At 71.1% G+C, this 21,112-nt stretch carries 19 protein-coding genes; 9 read left to right on the plus strand and 10 right to left on the minus strand.

Features of this window, described 5'->3' with window-relative positions:
* Positions 1 to 93: 93 nt before the first annotated feature.
* Both AW270_RS23665 and AW270_RS23670 read left to right on the plus strand, forming a co-directional pair.
* Positions 94 to 690: a Maf family protein gene (locus AW270_RS23665; RefSeq protein ID WP_218009319.1), complete on the plus strand. Its 597-nt coding sequence runs from the start codon at positions 94 to 96 to the stop codon at positions 688 to 690.
* 53 nt (positions 691 to 743) lie between these two features.
* Positions 744 to 1,550: an EI24 domain-containing protein gene (locus AW270_RS23670; RefSeq protein ID WP_061297440.1), complete on the plus strand. Its 807-nt coding sequence runs from the start codon at positions 744 to 746 to the stop codon at positions 1,548 to 1,550.
* Here the strand turns inward: AW270_RS23670 and AW270_RS40635 are convergent.
* The gene (locus tag AW270_RS40635) at positions 1,497 to 2,270 is read right to left on the minus strand and encodes a DUF4326 domain-containing protein (protein WP_218009320.1); all 774 of its coding nucleotides are present in this window, start codon (positions 2,268 to 2,270) and stop codon (positions 1,497 to 1,499) included. The genes AW270_RS23670 and AW270_RS40635 overlap by 54 nt on opposite strands.
* 109 nt (positions 2,271 to 2,379) lie before the next feature.
* Between AW270_RS40635 and AW270_RS23680 the strand changes: the two genes are divergently transcribed.
* Complete coding sequence (locus AW270_RS23680) at positions 2,380 to 3,444, plus strand: DUF4192 domain-containing protein (RefSeq protein WP_245674825.1); 1,065 nt, start codon at positions 2,380 to 2,382, stop codon at positions 3,442 to 3,444.
* 9 nt (positions 3,445 to 3,453) lie between these two features.
* Here the strand turns inward: AW270_RS23680 and AW270_RS23685 are convergent, their stop codons facing one another.
* Positions 3,454 to 3,795, minus strand: coding sequence for a hypothetical protein (locus AW270_RS23685; protein WP_061297445.1), 342 nt, complete (start codon positions 3,793 to 3,795; stop codon positions 3,454 to 3,456).
* A 156-nt stretch (positions 3,796 to 3,951) separates the two neighbouring features.
* Here AW270_RS23685 and AW270_RS23690 point away from each other — a divergent pair, with 156 nt between their 5' ends.
* Positions 3,952 to 4,560: a DUF1707 and DUF4870 domain-containing protein gene (locus tag AW270_RS23690; protein WP_061297448.1), complete on the plus strand. Its 609-nt coding sequence runs from the start codon at positions 3,952 to 3,954 to the stop codon at positions 4,558 to 4,560.
* A gap of 233 nt (positions 4,561 to 4,793) precedes the next feature.
* On the opposite strand, the gene AW270_RS23695 is transcribed toward AW270_RS23690, so the two are convergent.
* The 4 genes from AW270_RS23695 to AW270_RS23710 form a co-directional block, all read right to left on the minus strand.
* The gene (locus tag AW270_RS23695) at positions 4,794 to 6,314 is read right to left on the minus strand and encodes an ATP-dependent DNA ligase (protein ID WP_061297450.1); all 1,521 of its coding nucleotides are present in this window, start codon (positions 6,312 to 6,314) and stop codon (positions 4,794 to 4,796) included.
* An 82-nt stretch (positions 6,315 to 6,396) separates the two neighbouring features.
* Positions 6,397 to 6,771: an FKBP-type peptidyl-prolyl cis-trans isomerase gene (locus AW270_RS23700; protein ID WP_061297452.1), complete on the minus strand. Its 375-nt coding sequence runs from the start codon at positions 6,769 to 6,771 to the stop codon at positions 6,397 to 6,399.
* Positions 6,772 to 6,965: 194 nt separating this feature from the next.
* Positions 6,966 to 7,586 (minus strand): YflT domain-containing protein, encoded by a 621-nt coding sequence (locus AW270_RS23705; protein ID WP_063819311.1) that lies wholly within the window; start codon positions 7,584 to 7,586, stop codon positions 6,966 to 6,968.
* Positions 7,587 to 7,662: 76 nt separating this feature from the next.
* Positions 7,663 to 9,102, minus strand: coding sequence for a GuaB1 family IMP dehydrogenase-related protein (locus tag AW270_RS23710; RefSeq protein ID WP_061297454.1), 1,440 nt, complete (start codon positions 9,100 to 9,102; stop codon positions 7,663 to 7,665).
* A gap of 65 nt (positions 9,103 to 9,167) precedes the next feature.
* Between AW270_RS23710 and AW270_RS23715 the strand changes: the two genes are divergently transcribed.
* The gene (locus AW270_RS23715; RefSeq protein WP_061297456.1) at positions 9,168 to 9,632 is read left to right on the plus strand and encodes a GyrI-like domain-containing protein; all 465 of its coding nucleotides are present in this window, start codon (positions 9,168 to 9,170) and stop codon (positions 9,630 to 9,632) included.
* On the opposite strand, the gene AW270_RS23720 is transcribed toward AW270_RS23715, so the two are convergent.
* Positions 9,611 to 10,273: a nitroreductase family protein gene (locus AW270_RS23720; RefSeq protein ID WP_061297461.1), complete on the minus strand. Its 663-nt coding sequence runs from the start codon at positions 10,271 to 10,273 to the stop codon at positions 9,611 to 9,613. The two genes, AW270_RS23715 and AW270_RS23720, sit on opposite strands and share 22 nt — an antisense overlap.
* Positions 10,273 to 11,379, minus strand: coding sequence for a CaiB/BaiF CoA transferase family protein (locus AW270_RS23725; protein WP_061297464.1), 1,107 nt, complete (start codon positions 11,377 to 11,379; stop codon positions 10,273 to 10,275). Before AW270_RS23725 ends, AW270_RS23720 begins: the two co-directional genes overlap by 1 nt.
* 84 nt (positions 11,380 to 11,463) lie before the next feature.
* Between AW270_RS23725 and AW270_RS23730 the strand changes: the two genes are divergently transcribed.
* The 3 genes from AW270_RS23730 (at position 11,464) to AW270_RS23740 (ending at position 15,199) form a co-directional block, all read left to right on the plus strand.
* The gene (locus AW270_RS23730; protein WP_061297466.1) at positions 11,464 to 12,447 is read left to right on the plus strand and encodes a 2-hydroxyacid dehydrogenase; all 984 of its coding nucleotides are present in this window, start codon (positions 11,464 to 11,466) and stop codon (positions 12,445 to 12,447) included.
* A gap of 114 nt (positions 12,448 to 12,561) precedes the next feature.
* Positions 12,562 to 13,932, plus strand: coding sequence for an FAD-binding oxidoreductase (locus tag AW270_RS23735; RefSeq protein WP_245674826.1), 1,371 nt, complete (start codon positions 12,562 to 12,564; stop codon positions 13,930 to 13,932).
* Positions 13,933 to 13,939: 7 nt separating this feature from the next.
* Positions 13,940 to 15,199: an SAM-dependent methyltransferase gene (locus AW270_RS23740; RefSeq protein WP_061297468.1), complete on the plus strand. Its 1,260-nt coding sequence runs from the start codon at positions 13,940 to 13,942 to the stop codon at positions 15,197 to 15,199.
* A 55-nt stretch (positions 15,200 to 15,254) separates the two neighbouring features.
* Here the strand turns inward: AW270_RS23740 and AW270_RS40640 are convergent, their stop codons facing one another.
* On the minus strand, positions 15,255 to 17,684 hold the full coding sequence (locus tag AW270_RS40640) for a PQQ-dependent sugar dehydrogenase (protein ID WP_061297470.1): 2,430 nt from the start codon (positions 17,682 to 17,684) through the stop codon (positions 15,255 to 15,257).
* Positions 17,685 to 17,934: 250 nt separating this feature from the next.
* Positions 17,935 to 19,458 (minus strand): long-chain-fatty-acid--CoA ligase, encoded by a 1,524-nt coding sequence (locus tag AW270_RS23750; protein ID WP_061297472.1) that lies wholly within the window; start codon positions 19,456 to 19,458, stop codon positions 17,935 to 17,937.
* A gap of 93 nt (positions 19,459 to 19,551) precedes the next feature.
* Here AW270_RS23750 and AW270_RS23755 point away from each other — a divergent pair, with 93 nt between their 5' ends.
* Entirely contained in the window at positions 19,552 to 21,093 is a 1,542-nt protein-coding gene (locus tag AW270_RS23755) for a GMC family oxidoreductase (RefSeq protein ID WP_061297475.1), read from the plus strand.
* The last annotated feature ends 19 nt before the right edge of the window (positions 21,094 to 21,112 follow it).

The raw sequence follows: 21,112 nt of genomic DNA on the forward strand, positions 1-21,112 counted from the left end.
CCGCTCAACCCGGACAAGGTACTCCTCATGACCATCAGCCCGCATATCGGTTGACAAACGATGAAAACGACTTCGGGACTAAGGTGGGCTGACGTGACCGAGCTCATTCTCGCCTCCGCGTCCCCCGCTCGCCTGGGCGTTCTCCGCGCCGCCGGGCTGGAGCCCAAAGTCATCGTCAGCGGTGTCGACGAGTCCGCCGTCACCGCGCCGACCCCCGCCGACCTCGCCCTCGTCCTGGCGAAAGCCAAGGCCAGAGCGGTCGCCGACACACTTTCCGGCGACGTGCTGGTGATCGGCTGCGACTCGGTGCTGGAGTTCGGCGGGGTGGCCTACGGGAAACCCGCGTCGGCCGAGGAGGCCACGGAACGGTGGCTGTCGCTGCGCGGACATACCGGACGACTGCTGACCGGTCACAGTGTCATCGACGTGGCCTCGGGGCGTGAGGTGGGCGAGACGTGCGCGACGACGGTCCATTTCGGGACCCCGTCCGACGCGGAGATCGCGGCCTACGTGGCGAGCGGCGAACCGCTGGCCGTGGCCGGGGCCTTCACCCTCGACGGCCTCGGCGGCTGGTTCGTCGACGGCATCGAGGGGGACCACGGCAACGTGCTGGGCATCTCGCTCCCGCTGGTCCGCCGTCTGCTGGGTGAGCTGGGGGTCGAAGTCACCTCGCTGTGGAGCCGGGCGTAACGGTGCAAGCCCGTGGATCGCGGGTGAGGCGTTGATTCGCTAGCCTCGCCCTCATGGTCGGTGGTGGGCCGGTGCGGAAGCAGGCCGGTGGGTTTTTCGACGGGGTCGGGTTCTATCTGCGGGGGATCGGGTGGATGGCCCGGCATCCGCGGTGGTGGCTGTTCGGGCTGATCCCGGCGCTCATCGCGTTCGCGCTGTTCGCGGTGCTGCTGGTGCTGCTCGGGACCAACGCCGGTGAGATCGCCGCCTGGATGACGCCGTTCGCCGACGACTGGGGATGGCGGGAGTTCTTCCGCGGCCTCGTCGGGGTCCTGCTCGTCATCGTCGGCGTCGCGCTCTCGATCGTGCTGTTCACGGCCGTGTCGCTGGCGATCGGCGAGCCGTTCTACGAGAAGGTCTCCGAGCAGGTCGAGGAGAGCCTCGGCGGGCCCGTCCACCACGACGACACGCCGCTCCTGCTCGGCATCGCCCGGTCGATCAAGGACAGCCTGGTCACCCTCTGCTATGTCCTGATGTTCACGATCCCGCTGTTCGTCCTCGGGTTCATCCCGTTCGTCGGGCAGACGGTCGTGCCGGTCATCGGCGCTCTCGTGTCAGGATATTTCCTGACCGTCGAGCTCACCGCGCTCGCCATGGAGCGCCGCGGGATCCGGCGGAGACACCGCTTCGCGGTGATCAAGGACAATCGCGGCATGTCGCTCGGCTTCGGAGTGGGCGTCTTCGTGACGTTCCTGGTGCCGTTCCTGGCCATCGTGGCGATGCCGTGCGCCGTCGCGGGGGCCGCGATGATGGTGCGCGACCGGATGCTAGTTCAGGGGCCGGGGCAGCCGGCCTTCCAGCCGCCGCCGCACCGCCTGTAGCTCCGCGATCCCGGCGTCGACCAGGCCGATCCAGCGCCGGATCGCCTCCGGGGTGGGCTCGCCGTCGAGTTCGCCCATCAGGTCGCGGACGGCCGTCAGGCGGGGCTCCGGCTTGCGGCCCAGGTTGGCCATCAGACCGGCGGTCGCGATCTGGCGGTCGGCGTGGTGGCGGGTGAAGCCCCAGCGCTGGCGGCAGTAGTCGTCGAACCCGGCGTAGGCGGCGCGGTAGAGCCGCAGGTCGCGGATGCGGGTCAGCGCCTGGCCGGTCCGGCCCAGCCCGCCGGTCCCGGCCGACTCGATCTCCGCCTCGGCCTCCGCCAGGGCGGCCTGCTCCTCACGGGACAGCGCCGGCCGGGCGACCACGCCCCCCGCGAGCCGCTTGAGCACCTGCCCGTGGCACGGCCCCGGGACGCACCAGCATCCCAGCACCTTGCCGCGCAGCTCGGGCACCCGCGCGAGCAGCTCGGGCCGCCCCGTCAGGTAGGACTCGTAGCGGCGCAACTGCTCGCCGCGCAGCGCGTCGTCCTTCTCGTGGGGGTTGGCCCAGTCGCTGCGGGTGTCGATGCGGACGTAGAGCCCCGCGGTCCGCGCCCACGCGATCAGGTTGGGATGCCCTCGGCGGCGGTTCATGCTGACGATGACCGTCTCTCCGGCCAGCAGGCTCTCCAACCGGGCCCGCTCGTGGCCGGACCATCCATCGGTGACCGGAACGTCTCGCATGCCCGTCAACGCTGCTCCCCTCGACGCACAACCGTCCCATGCCGCGCGGTTCCATTTGCGGTTTCCAGAGCTATGCCCACAGCGAACGCGGTTTTCCACAGCCGCGCCGATGCCCGTTTCCTTCCTCCCGTACGCCGCCACGATCGCCCCCATGCCCATCGACCACCGGCTCCGCCTGTCGTCCCCGGCCGACGTCCTGGCCGCCATCCCCTACCTGCTCGGGTTCCACCCTGCCGACAGTCTCGTCGTCATCGGCGTCCAACACGCCGCCGTCCGCCTGGCGACCCGCTGGGACCTCCCGCTCGCCCCCGGCGCCCTCGGCGACCTGCCGCCCCTGCTCGCCCGCGAGAAGGCCGACGCGACCGTCCTGGCCGCCTTCGGCGACGCCGCGCTGACCGCGCCCGCCCTCGACGACGCGCTGCGCTTCCTGTCGGCCACCGGCGTCGGCGTCCACGACGCGCTCCGCACCCACGAGGGCCGCTACTGGTCCCACCTCCACGACTGCCCGCCCGGCGGCGTCCACTACGACACCGCCGCCCACCCCGTCGCCGCCGAGGCCGTCGTGCGCGGCATGGTCGCCCTGCCGGACCGCCAGGCGCTCGAACGCACGGTCGCCCCCGTGACCGGCCCCGCGCGCACGGCGATGGACCTCGCGGCCGGGCGCGCCGAACGCGAGGTGTGGAAGTGGGTGGAGAAGGCCGACCCGGCCGCCTACCTGGCCGACGGCATCGCCCGGGTGCGGTCGGCCGTCGAGGTCCACGAGCGCGGCGGCCGGCTGTCCGACGACGACGCCGCCCGGCTCGGCCTGGCGCTGTGGATGATCCGGGTCCGCGACGAGGCCTGGACCCTCATCGACGACCGCCCCGCCCACCTGGCGCTGTGGCGCGACCTGACCCGCCGCCTGCCGCCCCGCCTGGTCACCCCGGCGGCGTCGCTGCTGGCCGCCGCGGCATGGCGGACGGGCGACTGCGCGCTCGCGTCGATGGCGCTCGACCGGGCGCTCACGGCCGAGCCGCGCTACACGATGGCGCTGATCCTGACCGAGGCCATCGCCCGGCTGCTGACGCCCGAAGACGTCGGCGACCGCATGCCGACACCGGAGCAGCTCGACCGTGAGATGGGACCGCCGTCGATGAGCTGGTTCACTCCGATGGTGGCGCGAATCGCCGGATGAGGAGGGGCGTCAGACCCCGTCCGCCTGGCGGCGGCGTTCGTTGTAGGCCCGCATGCGCGCCGGATATCCGGTGAGCTGCACGTCATAAGCGGGCAGCCGCAGATCGCGGGCCACCTTCTTGATGACGGCGGGGGAGCCGACCCGGCGCCGGGTCCACTCACCGTCATGGGCGACCGCGACGGCGGTGGTGTCGGTGGCGAAGGTCTCCGGCTCGACGTAGAACTCCACGCCGACGCGGGACTTCGCGAACTCGATCAATGCCTCGATGTCCTGATCGGTCGCTTCCCGGTCGAAACGCTGCACTTTCGGACCACGGTTACGACGGAGTCCGTAGCGGTCACGCCATCTCATACCCCTTGTATACCGTCCGATCGGGCGCCGCGCGCCCCTCTGGCCCATCTCCGGGGCGGGTCGGGGACATCCCCGATTCTTCTTCGTCATGGCCTCGGCGACGATGGGAAGAGGCAGACTCGAAGAGACGTGTCTCACAGCGGAAGGCAGGGTTACATGGCGGCCTCGTTCTCACCACCAGTGCCGGGCCGCGGACCCACCCCGCCGGCTCAGCTCCGCGTCAGCGACGCCGACCGCGACCAGGTCGTCGAACACGTCAAGGCGGCCTACGCCGAGGGCCGCCTCGACAAGGACGAGATGGATCTCCGCCTCGACCACGCGATGACCGCGCAGACCCACGCCGACCTGATGCCCATCATGGCCGACCTCTACGGCCGCGTGCCCACGGCGACGGCCTACCCCAAGCCCTGCGACCGCCCGGCCCGCGCCGCCGACGCCACCGACCGCGCCGCCGACGCCACCGACCGCGTGGCCGGCGCCGCCGCCCACCTCATCACCCTGACGGGCCTGTTCGTCGTCGGCCCCCTCATCATGCTCCTCACCGCCGGCCGCACCTCGCCCTACGTGCGCCGCCACGCCATGGAGGCGCTCAACTTCCACCTGACGGTCTTCGGCGCCACGATCCTGCTCCCGTTCACCGTCGTCGGCATCGTGCTGGTTCCGCTGTTCTGGGTCCTCGGCATCGTCCTGTCGATCGTCGGCGGCGTCTCCGCCCTGGCCGACGGCGACTTCCGGTACCCGCTCACCATCCGCCTCATCAAGTAGCCGGGCCGGTTTTCCAAGCCCAAACGCCTTCTTTCCGTTACGGCTCCGCCTACTAGGGCACCGCCCGCCGCTTCCAGCGCGCCCCGCAACCGGCGCCAACCGGCCGCTCCATCCCACCTGGCAACGAGCAGCCATGAACGATCACTTGTGCCGGTGCGACAGGCTGAGCAGCGCCGAAGCCAGGCTGGCGGCTCACGCCGGCGAAAGTCAGGCACACCGGCTTACTCGTGGGGTCAGGCCGGGGGGAGCAGGGCGCGTACCGCTGCGATCTGGTCGGCGTCTTCGGCGCGTTTGTCGGGGCGGTAGCGCAGGACCCGGGCGAAGCGGAGGGCCATGCCGCCCTCGTAGCGGGTCGACCGCTGCACGCCGTCGAAGGCGATCTCGACGACCAGTTCCGGCTTGAGGGGGACGGTCCACTCCGTGGTGGGGCCGTCGGCGAGTTCCAGGAAGCGGGCCGTCTGCCAGGCGAGGAGTTCGTCGGTCAGGCCCTTGAAGGTCTTGCCGAGCATGACGAAGCCGCCGGTCTCCGGGTCGTAGGCGCCCAGGTGCAGGTTGGAGAGTTTCCCCTCGCGCCGCCCGTGGCCCCACTCGGCCGCCAGGACGACCAGGTCGAGGGTGTGGCGGGGCTTGACCTTGATCCAGCCCGCGCCGCGCCGCCCGGCTGCGTAGACCGTCGCGGGCGCCTTGACCACCACGCCCTCGTGGCCCTGGCGGACGGCCTCGGCGAAGAACTCCTCGCCCTCCTCGGCGTCCGAGGTGACCAGCCTCGGGGTGATCAGCTCGGCGGGGACGGCGGCGGTGAGGGCCGCGTGGCGGTCGGCGTCGGGGAGGTCGAGCAGGTCGGCGCCGTCGACGCGCAGGGCGTCGAAGAAGAACACGCTCAGCGGGACCTCGCGCGGGCCGACCTTGGTCGCGACCCGGCTGGAGGTCACCTGGAACGGCAGCGGGCTGGCGTCCTCCCGCAGCGCGATGACCTCGCCGTCGAGGACGATGTCGGTCGCCGCCAGGCCGCGGACCGCCTCGGCCACCTCCTGGACCTGCTCGGTGATGTCGTCGAGGGTCCGGGTGAACACGCGCACCTCGTCGCCCGACCGGTGGGCCTGGATGCGGATCCCGTCGAGCTTCCACTCGATCGCGGCCGGGCCGCCGATCTTCTCCAGCGCGGCGGTCACCGTCGGCGCGCTCTGGGCCAGCATGGGGGCCACCGGCCGCCCGACCTCCAGGTGGAAGTCGCGCAGCGCCTCCACGCCACCGGCCAGCGCCGCCGCCCCCACGGCGGGCAGCCAGCCCCGGAGCATGAGCGCGCGGCGCACCTCGGCCGAGGGCACGTCGGCCGCCTTGGCGATGGCCTCGATCATGACGCCGTCGAGGGCGCCCTGGCGGAGCTCGCCCGTCAGGAGCCGCCCGAGGAAGGTCTGTTCCTGGCGGGTCGCGGCGCCGAACAGCTCCCCGACGAGGGCGCGGCGGGCGGCCTGGGAGCCGGGGCCCGACTGGGCCTTGACGCGTTCGAGGAGGGCGTCGATCTGGGTGAGGGTGGCGGTCGCGGCCAGCCGGGGTTCGGGGAGGTCCTGGAGGGAGCGCCAGCCGACGCCGATCTGCCGCTGCGGGAGCTCGCCCGACAGGTAGGCGATGGCGATCTCGGCCTCCTCGGGCCCCACCCGGGCGAGCAGTTCGGCCAGATGGCGGATCTTCGCCAGCCGGGCCGAGTCGGCGGCGACGGCCGCGGAGGTCCTGGCAAGATCGATCAGCAACACACCGTAATCCTGCCGTACCGGCCCTTCCAATGCCACGGCCCGGCCGCCTCTCGGGGACCGGGCCGTGACGGGCAGGCGAACGTCAGTTCACGCCGAGCAGGTCGACGACGAAGATGAGGGTCTCGCCGGGCTTGATGGCCGCGCCGGCGCCCCGGTTGCCGTAGCCCAGGTGCGGGGGGATCGTGAGGCGGCGGCGTCCGCCGACCTTCATGCCGGCCACACCCTGGTCCCAGCCGGCGATGACCCGGCCGCCGCCGAGGGGGAACTGGAACGTGTCGCCGCGGTTCCACGACGCGTCGAACTCCTCGCCGGTGGAGAACGCGACGCCGACGTAGTGCACGCTCACGGTGTGCCCGGGCTTGGCCTCAGGGCCGTCGCCTTCCCAGATGTCGACGATCTCCAGGTCGGCGGGCGCCGAACCCTCGGGAAAGTCGATCTCGGGCTTCTCGAGTGCCACGTGGGTCTCCTTGTTTCATGGCGTTCCGCCGGCCACTCCGCGGGCCGGACCGCACGACTCTACCGGCACCTCCGCACGGCTCGTCGGGCGTGTCGCGGCCTCACCCCCGAAGCCGGGCCCACCTGCCCGGACATCCGGTACGTGCGGGCCCCGGCGAGGGTCTGGTCACGATATTTCGGGACAAGGCGGATGCCTCATCGGCCCTTCGCGGTGGCGTCCGACTCCTCGGCGCGGCGCTGGGCGGGGATCTCGTGCTCGGCGGTCATGCCGTCGGAGGTCATGGGCGGCAGCGTGCCGGCGCTCGGGGGACGCGCCACGACGACCGTCTCGGCCGGGGCGAGGCCGCCCTGGATGATCGTCTGCGCGCGCTCCCAGACCCCGGCCGTCACCAGGACGTCGTAGCGTCCGGCCACGATCGAGTTGCGGCTGGTGAAGTCGCGCACGCCACCCTGGAACATGTGGCTGGTGAAGCCGAAGGCCGCCCCGGCCACGGCGCCCCACAGGATCGACCAGAGGACCAGCCCCACGAACGAGGTCGTGGTGGTGGTGAACAGGCCCAGGAACAGGCCGACGACGAGGCCGAACACCCCGCCGCTGACGGCCCCCGTTAAGGCCGCGCGGCCGTTGGTCAGGCGGCCGGTGACCTTCTCCTCCATGCGGAGGTCGGTGCCGACGATGGCGAGTTCCTGGACCGGGAACCCGGCGTCCGACAGCGTGTCCACGGTCTTCTGGGCCGCGGCGTAGCGGTCGAAGCTGACGAGCAGGCGCCGGTCCGCCTGGGGCATGGCCGGGCCGTGCGTGGGCGTTTCGTACATCAGGGCCTCCTCGATATCGCTTTGGTGGAAGACCCCCGCCCCTACCCGCACGGCCCGGCCAATCACGCGAACACGGTCACCAGCTCTGGTGGAGCGGCATTCCCTCGCTGTAGCCCGACGCGCTCTGCACGCCCACGACCGCCCGCTCGTGGAACTCCTCCAGGCTGGTCGCGCCGGCGTACGTGCAGGAGGACCGGAGGCCCGCCACGATGGCGTCGATCTGGTCCTCCACACCCGGGCGGGCCGGGTCGAGGTACATGCGCGAGGTGGAGATGCCCTCTTCGAACAGCGCCTTGCGGGCCCGGTCGAACGGGGTGTCCTCGGCGGTGCGCAGCTTGACCGCGCGGGCCGAGGCCATGCCGAAGTTCTCCTTGTAGCGGCGTCCGTCGGCGGCGGTGCGGGTGTCTCCGGGCGATTCGTACGTCCCGGCGAACCAGGAGCCGATCATCACGTTCGACGCCCCGGCGGCCAGCGCGAGCGCGACGTCGCGGGGGTGCCGCACGCCGCCGTCGGCCCACACGTGGCGGCCCAGGCGGCGCGCCTCGCGGGAGCAGTCGAGGACGGCGGAGAACTGCGGACGCCCGACGCCGGTCATCATCCGGGTCGTGCACATCGCGCCCGGCCCGACGCCGACCTTGATGATGTCGGCCCCCGCCTCCACCAGGTCGCGGACCCCCTCGGCGGTCACCACGTTCCCGGCCGCGATGGGCACGCCGGGCTCCAGCGCGCGGACGGCGCGCAGCGCGGCGAGCATCTTCTCCTGGTGGCCGTGGGCGGTGTCCACGACGAGCACGTCGGCGCCGGCGTCGACGAGTTCCTTGGCCTTGGCGGCGACGTCGCCGTTGATGCCGACGGCCGCCGCGATCCGCAGCCGGCCCGAGGCGTCGACGGCGGGCTGGTAGAGCGTCGCGCGCAGCGCGCCCGTGCGGGTGAGGACCCCCACGAGACGTCCCTCGCCGTCGACGACGGGGGCGAGCTTGTGCCGCCGGTCGTGCAGCAGGTCGAAGGCCACCTGCGGGTCGACGCCCGCCGGGACGGTCTGCGGCGAGGGGGTCATCACCTCGCCGAGCTGGGTGAACATGTCGACGCCCTGGCAGTCGGCCTCGGTCGCCACGCCGACGGGGCGGTTGTCGAGGTCGACCACGATGACCGCGCCGTGGGCCCGCTTCGACAGCAGGGTGAGCGCCTCGCCGACGGTGTCGTGGGCGGTCAGCGTGATCGGCGTGTCGTGGACGAGGTCGCGGCTCTTCACCCACGAGATCACGTCGGAGACGACGTCGATGGGGATGTCCTGCGGGATGACGGTGATGCCGCCGCGCCGGGCGACCGTCTCGGCCATCCGGCGGCCCGCCACGGCGGTCATGTTGGCCACCACGATGGGGATGGTGGTGCCGGTCCCGTCAGGGGAGGACAGGTCGACGGCGAGTCGCGAGCCGACGTCGGATCTCGATGGGACCATGAAGACGTCGCTGTAGGTGAGATCGTACGGCGGGGTCATGTCGTTGAGGAATCGCACGTCTGTCCAGACTAGTTGGCTTACATAGGATTGCGGCTGATCACCATTCGTCGAGGGGAACGATCTTGATCATTGCCGACCGGCCGGAGTTGCTCGTCGTGGGCTACGCCATCCGCACCACCAGCGACGCCGAGGAGGACCCCGACCGCGCCCGGCTCCCGGGGCTCTGGCAGCGCGCCGGTGCGCCGGGCGCCTTCGCCCACGTGCCGGGACGGGTCGACGAGAACATCTACGCGGTGCTGACCGACTACGAGAGCGACCATAACGGGGCATATACCCAGATCGTCGGCATCGCGGTGCACACGGCGGCAAGGCTACCCGAGGCCATGGTGGCGGTCCGGGTGCCGGGAGTGCCCTGCCTCCACCTGGAGGTGCGCGGCCCGCTGCCGCAGACGCTGCTCGAGGCCTGGCAGTACCTCGCCCAACACCCCGGCCGGCGGTCGTTCACGACCGACCTGGAGGTCCACCACCAGGCCGGCGTCGACCTCTACATCGCGGCCCGGCCCAACTACTCCGAGGTCGCCGGGTAGTCCCAGAGCGGCTCGCCGGTCTCGAAGCCGACCGGCTCGCCCCACTGGTTGCGGTAGCTCACCTCGTGGACCGGGCGCCTGGGCGCCACGCCCCACCTGCCGGTGGGGTAGCCGAAGGTGACCGTACAGGCCAGTTCCCAGCCCTTGCCCTCCGGGACGCCGAGGATCTTCATCGCCTCCGCGCCGTGGAACAGGCCCATGACCGTGGTGAGGGCGGTGCCGACGCCGTGGCCGCGCGCGGCGAGCTGGGCGTTCCAGACCGAGGGGAAGATCGAGCCGCCGCTGGGGTCGTTGCGGGTGAAGGCGAACAGCAGCAGCGGATACTCGGCGAAGTGGTCGGCCAGGTGCTGCGACGACTTCAGCACGCTGAGGGTCCGCTGGTCGCCGGTGGCCTCGGCGGTCTCGCGCCGCTCCTTGTAGTGGCCGGAGTAGAGGCGGCCGAGCGCGTCCTGGTAGAGGGGCGCGAGCCGGTCCTTGACCGACTGGTCGTCGACCAGCAGGAACCGCCAGCCCTGGGCGTTGCCGCCGCTGGGGGCGCGCACGGCGGCGTCCAGGATCTGACGCTGCACGTCGAGGGGGATGGGGTCGGGCTTGACCCGGCGCATCGCGCGGGTCGTGTAGAGGGCCTCCAGCAGGTCCATCAGGCCATGAGTCCTTTCGATCGAAGACTGGTCGCCGTCTCCTCGGACAGACCCCACGCGGTCAGGTCGTCGAGGCGGGTGGCGGGGGCGAGGTCGCCGGTCCCGGCGCCGAGCAGGCGGGGCGCGGGGGCCGCCTGGGGGATCCCGCCGATCTCGACGAAGGTGCCCCGCGCGGCGTTGTGGGGGTGGCCGGGGGCCTCGGCCAGGTCCAGGACGGGGGAGACGCAGGCGTCGGAACCGTCGAAGACGGCCTCCCACTCGGCGCGGGTCCGCGTGCGGAACGCCTCGGTGAGGCGGTCGCGGAGCGCGGGCCAGTCGTTCTGGTCGGGGGGATCGGCCAGCTCCAGTCCCCGGACCAGTTCCGCGTAGAACTGGGGTTCCAGGGCGCCGACCGCCATGAACTTCCCGTCCTTGGTCTCGTACGTGTCGTACATCGGCGCCCCGCCGTCGAGCAGGTTGGTCCCCCGGGGACCCCAGAAGCCCGACCGGGTCAGCGAGTAGAACATGGAGAACAGCACGGCCGCCCCGTCGACCATGGCGGCGTCGACCACGCGGCCCCGGCCGGTCCGCTCGCGTTCGAGCAGGGCGAGCAGGATCCCGTACGCGAGCATCAGGCCCCCGCCCGCGAAGTCGGCCAGGAGGTTGATCGGCGGCGTCGGCCTCTCGCCGGCCCGGCCGAGCTGGGAGAGCACCCCGGAGATCGCGAGGTAGTCGATGTCGTGGCCGGCCCTGGGGGCCAGCGGGCCGTCCTGGCCCCAGCCGGTGAGGCGGCCGTAGACCAGGCGCTCGTTGACGGCGTGCAGGTCGGCGGGGCCGATGCCGAGGCGTTCGGCCACGCCGGGGCGGAAGACCTCGATCACCGCGTCGGCGTGGGCGGCCAGCTCGCGGAAGGCGGCCGCGCCCTCGGGCGACTTCAGGTCCAGGCCGATGGAGCGCTTGCCCCGGTCCATGACGTCCTTGCGTGGCTTGTCGGTCACCGCGGCGACCCGGTCGACCCGCAGGACCTCGGCCCCGTGGTCGGCCAGCATCATCCCGGCGAACGGTCCCGGGGCGAGACCGGCCAGTTCCAGCACCTTGATCCCCGCCAGCGGGCCACGCGTTTCCATGGTCACGGGCTCAGTAGAACAACATTCGGCAACGACTCGCAACCCGGTCGCAGCGTGTCGAACCAGGCATGGCAGTCTGAGCGCATGACCGACTTAGGGCGTCCCTGGCGGTTGCTGGCCCTGCCGCCGTTGCCCGCCGACGCCGTGCGCGGGCTGCTGTCCGGTCTGGGCGACCGGATCGATGTCGTCACCCCGCGGACCCGTGACCGGGCCGCCGTGCTCGACCTGCTGCCCGAGGCCGAGATCGTCGTCGGCGACTGGAGTTCCCAGCTCGTCCTCGACGCCGAGGCGGTGGCCCGCGCGCCGAGGCTGGCGTTCGTCCAGCAGCCCGCCGTCGGGGTCGACGGGCACGACCTCGGCGCGCTCGCCGACGCGGGGGTGCCGCTCGCCAACACGGCCGGGGTGAACGCCGTCGCGGTCGCCGAGTGGTGTGTCGCGGCGGCGTTCGCGCTGGTCCGGCGGCTCGTCCAGGGCGACGCCGAGGTGCGGGCGGGGAACTGGCCGCAGCTCACCCTCCAGCCGAGGGAGCTCTCGTCGTGCCGGATCGGGCTGGTGGGGTTCGGCCCGATAGGAGCGGCCTGCGCCCGGATGTTCACGGCGATGGGCTGCGAGGTGGCCTACTGGTCGCGCTCTCCCAAGAGGGAGACCTACGGCGCGGTCTACGAGGACCTCGACGAGCTCACCCGCACCAGCGACGTCGTGGTGATCGTCGTCGCGCTCACCGGCGAGACGCGGGGGATGTTCGACGCGGCCCGGCTGGCGACGATGAAGCCCGGCTCGTTCCTGGTGAACGCGGCCCGCGGCGGCGTCGTCGACGAGAAGGCCCTGCTGGAGGCGGAGAACCTCGCCGGGGCGGCGCTCGACGTGTTCGTCACCGAGCCGCTGCCGCCCGGCGACCCGCTCCGGTCGAGCGACCGGATCCTGCTGTCGCCGCACGCCGCCGGGGTGACCCCGCAGTCGACGACGCGGCTCATCCAGTGTGTGGTCGGGAACCTCGCGGCGGCCGTCGGCGGGGCGCCGGTGATCAACGTCGTGAACGGAGTAAACCCCGTGGTCAGACGTCGCTGACCAGGTCCGGACAGTTTTCCCGGGCTTAACGTGTCGAGTCTGGTATGCGGGGGTTTAGGGGGATATGGTGCGCTTGGGAAGATCTCTATCACGACTACACATGGGGGTGGCGTCATGCCCGAGCGCATGACCAGTATGACCACCCATAGGAGAGCGGTCGAGCAGATTCGCGACTCCTACGCGGCGATTCCCGACGGCTCGGCCCCGCGCCTGGCCAAAGCCACCACGAATCTCTTCCGCTTCCGCGAACCGGCCAACGGCGCGAAGCTCTCGGCGCGCGACCTCGACCAGGTCATCGCCGTCGACCCGGAGACGATGACCGCCGAAGTCCAGGGCATGACGACGTACGAGGACCTCGTCGACGCCACCCTGCCGCACGGTCTGATGCCCTTCGTGGTGCCGCAGCTCAAGACGATCACGCTGGGGGGCGCGGTCACCGGGCTCGGCATCGAGTCGACGAGCTTCAAGGACGGCCTGCCCCACGAGTCGGTGGAGGAGCTGGAGATCCTGACCGGCGACGGGCGCATCCTCGTCGCCCGCGCCGACAACGAGTACGCCGACCTCTTCAATGCCTTCCCGAACTCCTACGGAACCCTCGGCTACGCCCTGCGCATCAAGATCAAACTGGCGCCGGTCAAGCCCTACGTCAAACTGACGCACCTGCGCTTCTCCGACGCCGCCAAGTGCATGCTGGCCATGCAGGAGATCTGCGAGCGCCGGGAGCACGAGGGGGAGAAGGTCGACTTCGTCGACGGCACCTACCACTCGCCCGACGAGATGTACGTCACCGTCGGCACCTTCGCCGACCGGGCGCCCTACGCGTCCGACTACACCGGCATGCGCATCTACTGGCAGTCGATGCGCAGCCGCAGCCGCGACTGGCTCTCCATCCGCGACTACCTCTGGCGCTGGGACACCGACTGGTTCTGGTGCTCCCGCGCGTTCGGCGTCCAGCAGCCGCTGGTACGTTCCCTGATGCCGAAACGCTGGATGCGCTCCGACGTGTACCGCAAGCTCGTCGGGCTCGACCAGCGTTACGGGCTCACCGCCCGCGTCGACCGCTGGCGGGGCAACCCCCCGCAGGAGTCGGTGATCCAGGACATCGAGGTGCCCATCGATCGGGGCGCCGAGTTCCTGGACTTCTATGTCAACCACGTCGGGATGACCCCCGTGTGGATGTGCCCGCTCAGGGCGACACGCGACTGGTCGCTCTATCCACTGGAGACCGGTCGGCTCTATGTGAACTTCGGATTCTGGGGCATGGTGCCTCTCCCCCGGGGACAGCAGGACGGCTACTACAACCGCGCGATCGAGCAGGCCGTCCACCAGCTCGAAGGACACAAATCCCTCTACTCGTCGTCCTACTACGAGCGCGACGAGTTCTGGGCGTTCTACAACGGGGAGGCCTACTGGCCGGTCAAGCGGTCGTACGACCCCGGAGGTCGGCTGCTTGACCTGTATGAGAAGTGTGTACGGGGAAGGTGATGCACGCATGACACTCGCCGAGATCTTCGAAAAGGTCGTCGGCACGGGAGCCGGCATCGAGTTCCACGCCTACGACGGGAGCAAGGCCGGTCCGTCGATGGCCGACATCCGGCTTGAGGTCAAGTCGCCCGTCGCGGTGGCCTACCTCGCGCAGGCCCCCGGCGAGATGGGCCTCGCCAGGGCATACGTCTCCGGGCACCTCGACGTGCACGGCGACATGTATGACCTGCTCGACCGGATGTGGTCGATAACGCTCCACGACCTGCCGCTGACGGAGAAGCTCGCCGCCATCCGGGCCCTCGGGCCCAAGCCGCTGCTCATGCGGGTGCCGCTGCCCCCGCAGGAGGTCCGGCAGTCGGCGATGGCGCGGCTCGGCAGCCGCCACGCCAAACAGCGCGACGCCGAGGCGATCCACCACCACTACGACGTGTCCAACCGCTTCTACGAGTGGGTGCTGGGCCCCTCGATGGCGTACACCTGCGCGGTCTACCCCGAGCAGGACAGCACGCTGGAAGAGGCCCAGTTCGCCAAGTTCGACCTGGTCGCCAAGAAGCTCGACCTGAAGCCCGGCATGCGGCTGCTCGACGTGGGCTGCGGCTGGGGCAGCATGGTCCGCCACGCGGCCAAGGAGTACGGAGTGAAGGCGCTCGGCGTCACGCTGTCCAAGCAGCAGGCCGAATGGGCGCAGAAGGCCATCGCGGAAGAAGGCCTCGGAGACCTCGCTGAAGTGCGATTCTCCGACTACCGCGACGTCACAGAAGGCGACTTCGACGTGGTGAGCTCCATCGGCCTGACGGAGCACATCGGCGCCAACCAGCTGAAGAGCTACTTCACTTTCCTGTACGACAAACTCAAGCCGGGCGGCCGGCTGCTCAACCACTGCATCACCCGGCCCTCCTCCAAAGACCGCACCATCAACAAGACCGGCTTCATCAACCGCTACGTGTTCCCCGACGGGGAGCTCGAATCGGCCGGCACGCTGATCCGCGAGATGGAGGACGTCGGCTACGAGGTCCGCCACGAGGAGAACCTGCGCGAGCACTACGCGCTGACCCTCCGCGACTGGTGCAGGAACCTCGACGCCCACTGGGACGAGGCCGTGGCCGAGGTCGGCCAGGGCACCGCCCGCGTGTGGCGTCTCTACATGGCCGGCTGCATCGTCGGCTTCGAACGCAACAAGGTCCAGCTCCACCAGGTCCTCGGCGTCAAGCTGGGCAAGGAGCAGAGGTCCGGCGTCCCGCTGCGGCCCTCGCGCGACTGGCCCTGACCGTCTCGCACGAGAAAGGGACCCCGGGTGACCGGGGTCCCTTTCTGTTGTCCGGTTACGAGTTCAGGCTCACCTTGACGATGCGGTCGGAGCCGTCGGGCTGGCCGCCGTTGTCGTCGGCGTTGCTGGTGGTGACCCAGATCGCCTGCTCGTCGGGCACCTTCTCGACCGCGCGCAGGCGGCCGTAGGCGCCGGAGTAGTAGGCGACCGGGTCGCCCGCCTCGGTGCCGGTGAGGGGGATCGCGTAGAGCCGCTTGCCGCGCAGCGCCGCCATGTAGACGACGTCGTCGACGATCGCGATGCCGCTCGGGGACGCGTCGGCGGTCGGCCAGGTCTTCTTCGGGTTGGTCATGCCGGCCTCGTCACACGGGCCCTCGCACTTCGGCCAGCCGTAGTTCCTGCCCGGCTCGATCAGGTTGAGCTCGTCGGTCGTGCTCGCGCCCAGCTCGGCCGACCAGAGGCGGCCCGCGGAGTCCCAGGCGAGACCCTGCGCGTTGCGGTGGCCGAGGGAGTAGACCCGCGAGCCGTCCGGGTTGCCCGGGGCCGCCTCGCCGGTCTTGGTGATCCGCAGGATCTTGCCGTTCAGCGATTCCGGGTCCTGCGACAGGCTGGTCTCCTGCGCGTCCCCGGTGGAGACGTAGAGGAAGCCGTCGGGGCCGAACTTCAGCCGGCCGCCGTTGTGGAAGGTGCTCTTCCTGATCCCGGTCAGGATCGGGGTGTACCCCGACAGGGTGGTGCCGTCGTAGGTCATCTTCGCGACGCGGTTGCCGTCCGACGAGGAGTGCATGAAGAACACGTCCTGGTCGGAGGTCCCGTTCCAGCCGGGGGAGAAGGCCGCGCCCATCAGGCCGCCCTCACCACCGGTGCCCGTCGACTCCGGCACGGCCCCCGCCTCGGTCTTCGCGCCGTCCTTGGCGACGCGGAACACCTTGAAGCTGTCCCGCTCGGTGACCAGCGCGAAGTCACCGGCCGGCGACCACGTCACGTCCCACGGGACGGTCCACTGCTCCGAGATCACGGCCGGCGCACCGGGCACCCCGGGCACCCCGGGCGTGGTGGGAGTGGGAGTCGGACTGGGCTCCGGAGTGGGCTCGACGGTCGGCGTCGGGTCGACGGTCGGCGTCGGGTCCACAGTCGGGTCCACGGTCGGGTCCACAGTCGGCGTCGGGTCGAGGGTTGGCGTCGGGTCTACGGTCGGGTCCACGGTGGGTTCGACCGTCGGGGTCGCCGGAGGGGTCTCGACCGGCGGGGTGCAGGTCGGGGTCGGCGTGGGAACCGGGTCGGTCGGCGTCCCGGAGACGGTCGGCGTCGCGCTCGGGGTCTCGCTGGGGGTCGCGGTCGGCGTGGGGACGGGGGTCGGCCTCGCCGTGGGGGTGACCGTGACCGTCACGGTCACCACCGGCTCCGGTTCGGTGGACTCCGCCGGGATGACCGGGCACGGGGTCGTCGGCGGGGTCGTCGGCGGGGTCGTCGGCGGCGACGGCGTGCAGGTCGGCGTCGGTTCGGGGGTGTCCGTCAGGGTGGGCGACGGCTCCGGGGTGCCGGGACCGCTGGTCGGCGTCGGGAGCGGAGTGCCCGACGGGTCGGCCGTGACGGTCGGCGTGGGAGCGGGCGTCTCCGGGGAGCCCGGGGGCGTCGGCTGCGGGGTCGTGTCCTCAGGGAAGCCGGGCACCGAGTCGGCGAGCGGGATGGGCTCCAGGTCACAGGGCGGCGGCGGTGAGCAGGTCACGGTCGGCGTGGGCTCGGGGACCGGCGGGACGCTCTCGCTCGGCGTCGGCAGCGGGCCGGTGGTGGCCTCGGTCTGCGTCCGCGCGGCCACGTCCGCAAGGGGCGTCTCCGAAGGGGTGACCGTCTCCGACGGGGTCACCGGCGGGGTCACCGGCGGGGTCGGTCCGGGGGTCCACGTCGGGCACGGTTCCGGGACGACGCAGCCGACGTCCGGCGGGGTGAGCTCCGGCGGGTCGGGCGGGGTCTCGCCGGGCGGCATCGGGCTGACGCAGGGCACCGGCGTGGGCTCCTGCGTGGGCTCCTGCGTGGGTTCCCCGGTCGGTTCCAGGGTCGGTTCCGCGCTCACGGACGGGCTCGGGGCCGGCGTCCGGGGCGGGGTGGTGACCGGGAACAGCGTGATGCTGTCGAGATGGGGGTTGCCCCGCCGCGTGGTGGCCACGACCTTGACGGTGGACTCGCCCTCGGGCAGGTCGGCCTCGACGGCGACGCTGCGCCAGTAACGGGAGGCCCGGAAGCGCACGTCCTCGGCGACGACCTCGTCGTTGACGAGCACGTCGGCCTGGAGGGTGCGGCTGGTCACATAGCGGATGTGGATCCGGTTGGGGCCGGCGCCAAGAGGGGTGACCGTCCACTCGACGAAGTTGCCGCGCCGGTCGGCGCCGTTGACGTAACCGCGCCCGGTGTATCCCCAGAAGCGCTTCTGGACCACGCCTCGCGATATGGCGGCCGTCTCGGCCTCGTACCGGATTCCCTTCACATATGGTGTCGTGCGTCTGTCTGGTGTGGTCGTGCTGGCCGTGGACACGGGCACCATCACTGATCCAGTGATGAGTGCTCCGGTCACGAGCAGCAATAACGAACCGGTGAGCGCGCGCATGGAGTTGTCTCCCCGACATCGACTACGGCGGCACTCGCGCCTCCCTACCCGCTTCCCCACCCCGGAATCATCCAAAATCCGGCAATAAAAGACCGCGCCGGGACGGAACCGGCGCGGCCCCGACCGCGTCTCAGCGCAGTTCGCGCTTCAGGATCTTGCCGGTCGCGGTCATCGGGAGTTCGTCGCGGAACTCGACGACGCGCGGGTACTTGTACTGCGCCATCATCTCCTTGCCCCACTCCACCAGCGCCTCCTCGGTGATCGTCGCGCCGGGCTTGAGGATCACGTAGGCCTTGATCTCCTCGCCGTGCGAGGGGTGGGCGACGCCGACGACGGCGGCCAGCGAAACGGCCTCGTGGGTCATCAGCACCTCCTCGATCTCGCGCGGATAGACGTTGAACCCACCCCGGATGATCATGTCTTTGGCGCGGTCGACGATGAAGTAGTAGCCGTCCTCGTCGCGGGTGGCGATGTCGCCGGTGCGGAACCAGCCGTCGTTCATCACCTCGGCGGTGGCCTCGGGCCGGTTGTAGTAGCCCTTCATGATGTTGTGGCCGCGGATGGCGATCTCGCCGATCTCCGTGGCGGTGTTCCAGCCGGCGTCGATGAGCTTCATCTCCACGCCCCAGATCGGGGTGCCGATCGAACCGGCCTTGGCGACCCGGCCGGGCTGGTTGAACGAGGCGACGGGGGAGGTCTCCGACAGCCCGTAGCCCTCCAGGATGGGCGTGGAGAAGGTGGTCTCGAAGTCCTTCAGCACCTCGACGGGCAGCGCCGCGCCGCCGGAGACGGCGGTCTTCAGCGTGGTCGGCACCTGCCCGCCACCGGCGTGGACGGTGGTGAGCAGCGCCCAGTACATCGTCGGCACCCCGGCGAACAGGGTGATGTTCTCGGCGTTCATCAGCCGCAGCGCCTCGACCGGCTCGAACCGGGGCAGCAGCACCAGCGTCGCGCGCCGCCGGAACCCGCCGTTCATGACGACGGTCTGGCCGAACGAGTGGAACAGCGGCAGCGTCGCCAGATAGACGTCGTCGCCGGCCGACTCGAACATCGTGTCGTTGACCAGGGCGTTCATCAGCATGTTCTGGTGGCTGAGCTCGGCGCCCTTGGGCTGCCCGGTGGTGCCGCTCGTGTAGAGGATCACGGCGGTGTCCGACGGGTCGGTCTGCGCGGCCTCGAACTCCCCGCTCATCCCGCCCAGCGCCGCCCACAGGGTCTCGCCGAACTCCGACTCGGTGGCCAGCGGAGTGGCGGGCAGCACGTAGAACTGCTCGGCCGACGACGCCTCGAAGCCCGCCTTCCCGCGCTCGCCGAGGGGCAGCTCGGGGGTGCCCTCGAAGCAGAAGAACGCCTTCGACTGCGAGTCGTCGAGGTGGTAGGCGATCTCCCGCCCCTGCAGCAGCACGTTCAGCGGGACGACCGTCGCGCCCGCCTTCAGGATGCCGAAGTAGACGAAGGGGAAGTAGGGCGAGTTCGGGCACGCGAGGGCGACCTTGTCCCCCCCGCCGATGCCCCGCGACACCAGCAGATTGGCCACCTGGTTGGCCACGGTGTTCACGAACGAGTAGGACAACCGCAGGTCACCGAACACGAGGGCGGTGCGGTCGGGCGCCTCACGGGCGCTGTCCTCCAGCACGATCGACAGATTGAGCATGGGCCACATCCTTCGGGGGGATCGACATACCTACCGGTACGTAGGTCACCTTAAAAGGTGGACGCGCCCATGTGTGAGGAGTAAGCACGAGGAATGGAGTTCGACTACGTCATCGTCGGCGCCGGATCGGCCGGATGCGTCCTGGCCGCCCGCCTGTCGGAGCACGCCGCCACCACGGTGGCCCTCATCGAGGCCGGCGGCAGCGACCGCAAGCTGGAGGTCCGCATGCCGGCGGCCTTCAGCAAACTGTTCGGCACGAGCTACGACTGGAACTACACCACCGCCCCCCAGGCGGAGCTCGGCGGCCGGGGCATCTACTGGCCCAGGGGCCGCATGCTCGGCGGCAGCTCCTCGATGAACGCCATGATGTGGCTGCGCGGCACCCCGCTCGACTACGACCAGTGGGACGTGCCGGGATGGTCGTACGACGAGGTCGAGCCCTACTTCCGCCGCGCCGAACACCGCGTCGGCTCCAACACCGGCGGCGTCTACGGCACCAGCGGCCCGATCCACATCTCGGAGCTGCGCACCCAGAACGAGGCGACCGGCGCGTTCCTGCGGGCGTGTGCCGAACTCGGCATGACCAGGCTCGACGAACTCAACGGCGCCGCCACCGAGGGCTTCGGCCCGACCCCCGTCACCCAGGACCGGGGCCACCGCTGGAGCTGCGCCGACGCCTACCTCCGCCCGGCGATGGCCCGCGGCAACCTGACGGTGCTGACCGCCGCGCAGGCCCACCGCGTCGTGGTCGAGGACGGCCGCGCGGTCGCCGTCGACTACGGGTCGGGGGAGCGGGTGGTGGCCAGGAAGGAGGTCATCGTCTGCGCGGGCGCGATCGGCTCGCCGCAGTTACTCATGCTGTCGGGCATCGGCGACCCCGATGTGCTCGCCCGCAACGACATCCCCGTGGTGCGGGAGTCGCCCGAGGTCGGCGCGAACCTGATGGACCACCTGGCCACCGGCGCCTACTTCCGCTGCCCGAAGCCCATCACGATGTCCGGCGCGGAGAGCGTGCCCAACCTGCTCAGCTACCTGGTCGGCCGCAAGGGCATCCTGACCTCGAACGTCGCCGAGGCGGTGGCGTTCATCCGCACCTCGGAGGCCGAACCGGCCCCGGACGTCGAGCTCATCTTCGCGCCCGCCGTGTTCGTCGACCACGGCCGCACCCCGCCCGCCGGGCACGGCCTGACCGTCGCGGCGGTCCTGCTCCAGCCGGAGTCCCGGGGCCGGGTGACCCTCGACGGCCGCGAGCCCGTCATCGACCCCGGCTACCTGAGCGCCCCGGCCGACCTGCGGCGGCTCGTCGACGGGCTGAAGGCCTGTCTCGACGTCGGGGCCACCGAGGCGCTGCGGCCCTACGTCAGCGGCACGATCGAGCCGTACACCGATCCGAAGACCGACGACGAGATGGCCCAGTGGGTGCGCGACCGGGCCGAGACGCTCTACCACCCGGTCGGGACCTGCCGGATGGGCGCCGACGACGCGTCGGTGGTCGACCCGGAGCTGCGGGTGCGCGGCGTCGAGGGGCTGCGCGTCGTCGACGCGTCGGTCATGCCGACGCTGAACCGGGGGCACACCCACGCGCCCGTTGTGATGATCGCCGAGCGCGCGGCCGACCTGATATGGCAGCATTGATACCGAATGTCGTTCTGGT

It is taken from the genome of Herbidospora cretacea, from assembly GCF_001570605.1.
Classification (GTDB): Bacteria; Actinomycetota; Actinomycetes; order Streptosporangiales; family Streptosporangiaceae; genus Herbidospora; species Herbidospora cretacea.

Coding starts and splice junctions, on each gene's coding strand:
- AW270_RS23670 (WP_061297440.1), top strand. CDS start 744: ATGGTCGGTGGTGGGCCGGTGCGGAAGCAGGCCGGTGGGTTTTTCGAC.
- AW270_RS40635 (WP_218009320.1), bottom strand. CDS start 2,270: ATGCGAGACGTTCCGGTCACCGATGGATGGTCCGGCCACGAGCGGGCC.
- AW270_RS23680 (WP_245674825.1), top strand. CDS start 2,380: ATGCCCGTTTCCTTCCTCCCGTACGCCGCCACGATCGCCCCCATGCCC.
- AW270_RS23685 (WP_061297445.1), bottom strand. CDS start 3,795: ATGAGATGGCGTGACCGCTACGGACTCCGTCGTAACCGTGGTCCGAAA.
- AW270_RS23690 (WP_061297448.1), top strand. CDS start 3,952: ATGGCGGCCTCGTTCTCACCACCAGTGCCGGGCCGCGGACCCACCCCG.
- AW270_RS23705 (WP_063819311.1), bottom strand. CDS start 7,586: ATGTACGAAACGCCCACGCACGGCCCGGCCATGCCCCAGGCGGACCGG.
- AW270_RS23720 (WP_061297461.1), bottom strand. CDS start 10,273: ATGGACCTGCTGGAGGCCCTCTACACGACCCGCGCGATGCGCCGGGTC.
- AW270_RS23725 (WP_061297464.1), bottom strand. CDS start 11,379: ATGGAAACGCGTGGCCCGCTGGCGGGGATCAAGGTGCTGGAACTGGCC.
- AW270_RS23730 (WP_061297466.1), top strand. CDS start 11,464: ATGACCGACTTAGGGCGTCCCTGGCGGTTGCTGGCCCTGCCGCCGTTG.
- AW270_RS23735 (WP_245674826.1), top strand. CDS start 12,562: ATGCCCGAGCGCATGACCAGTATGACCACCCATAGGAGAGCGGTCGAG.
- AW270_RS23740 (WP_061297468.1), top strand. CDS start 13,940: ATGACACTCGCCGAGATCTTCGAAAAGGTCGTCGGCACGGGAGCCGGC.
- AW270_RS23750 (WP_061297472.1), bottom strand. CDS start 19,458: ATGCTCAATCTGTCGATCGTGCTGGAGGACAGCGCCCGTGAGGCGCCC.
- AW270_RS23755 (WP_061297475.1), top strand. CDS start 19,552: ATGGAGTTCGACTACGTCATCGTCGGCGCCGGATCGGCCGGATGCGTC.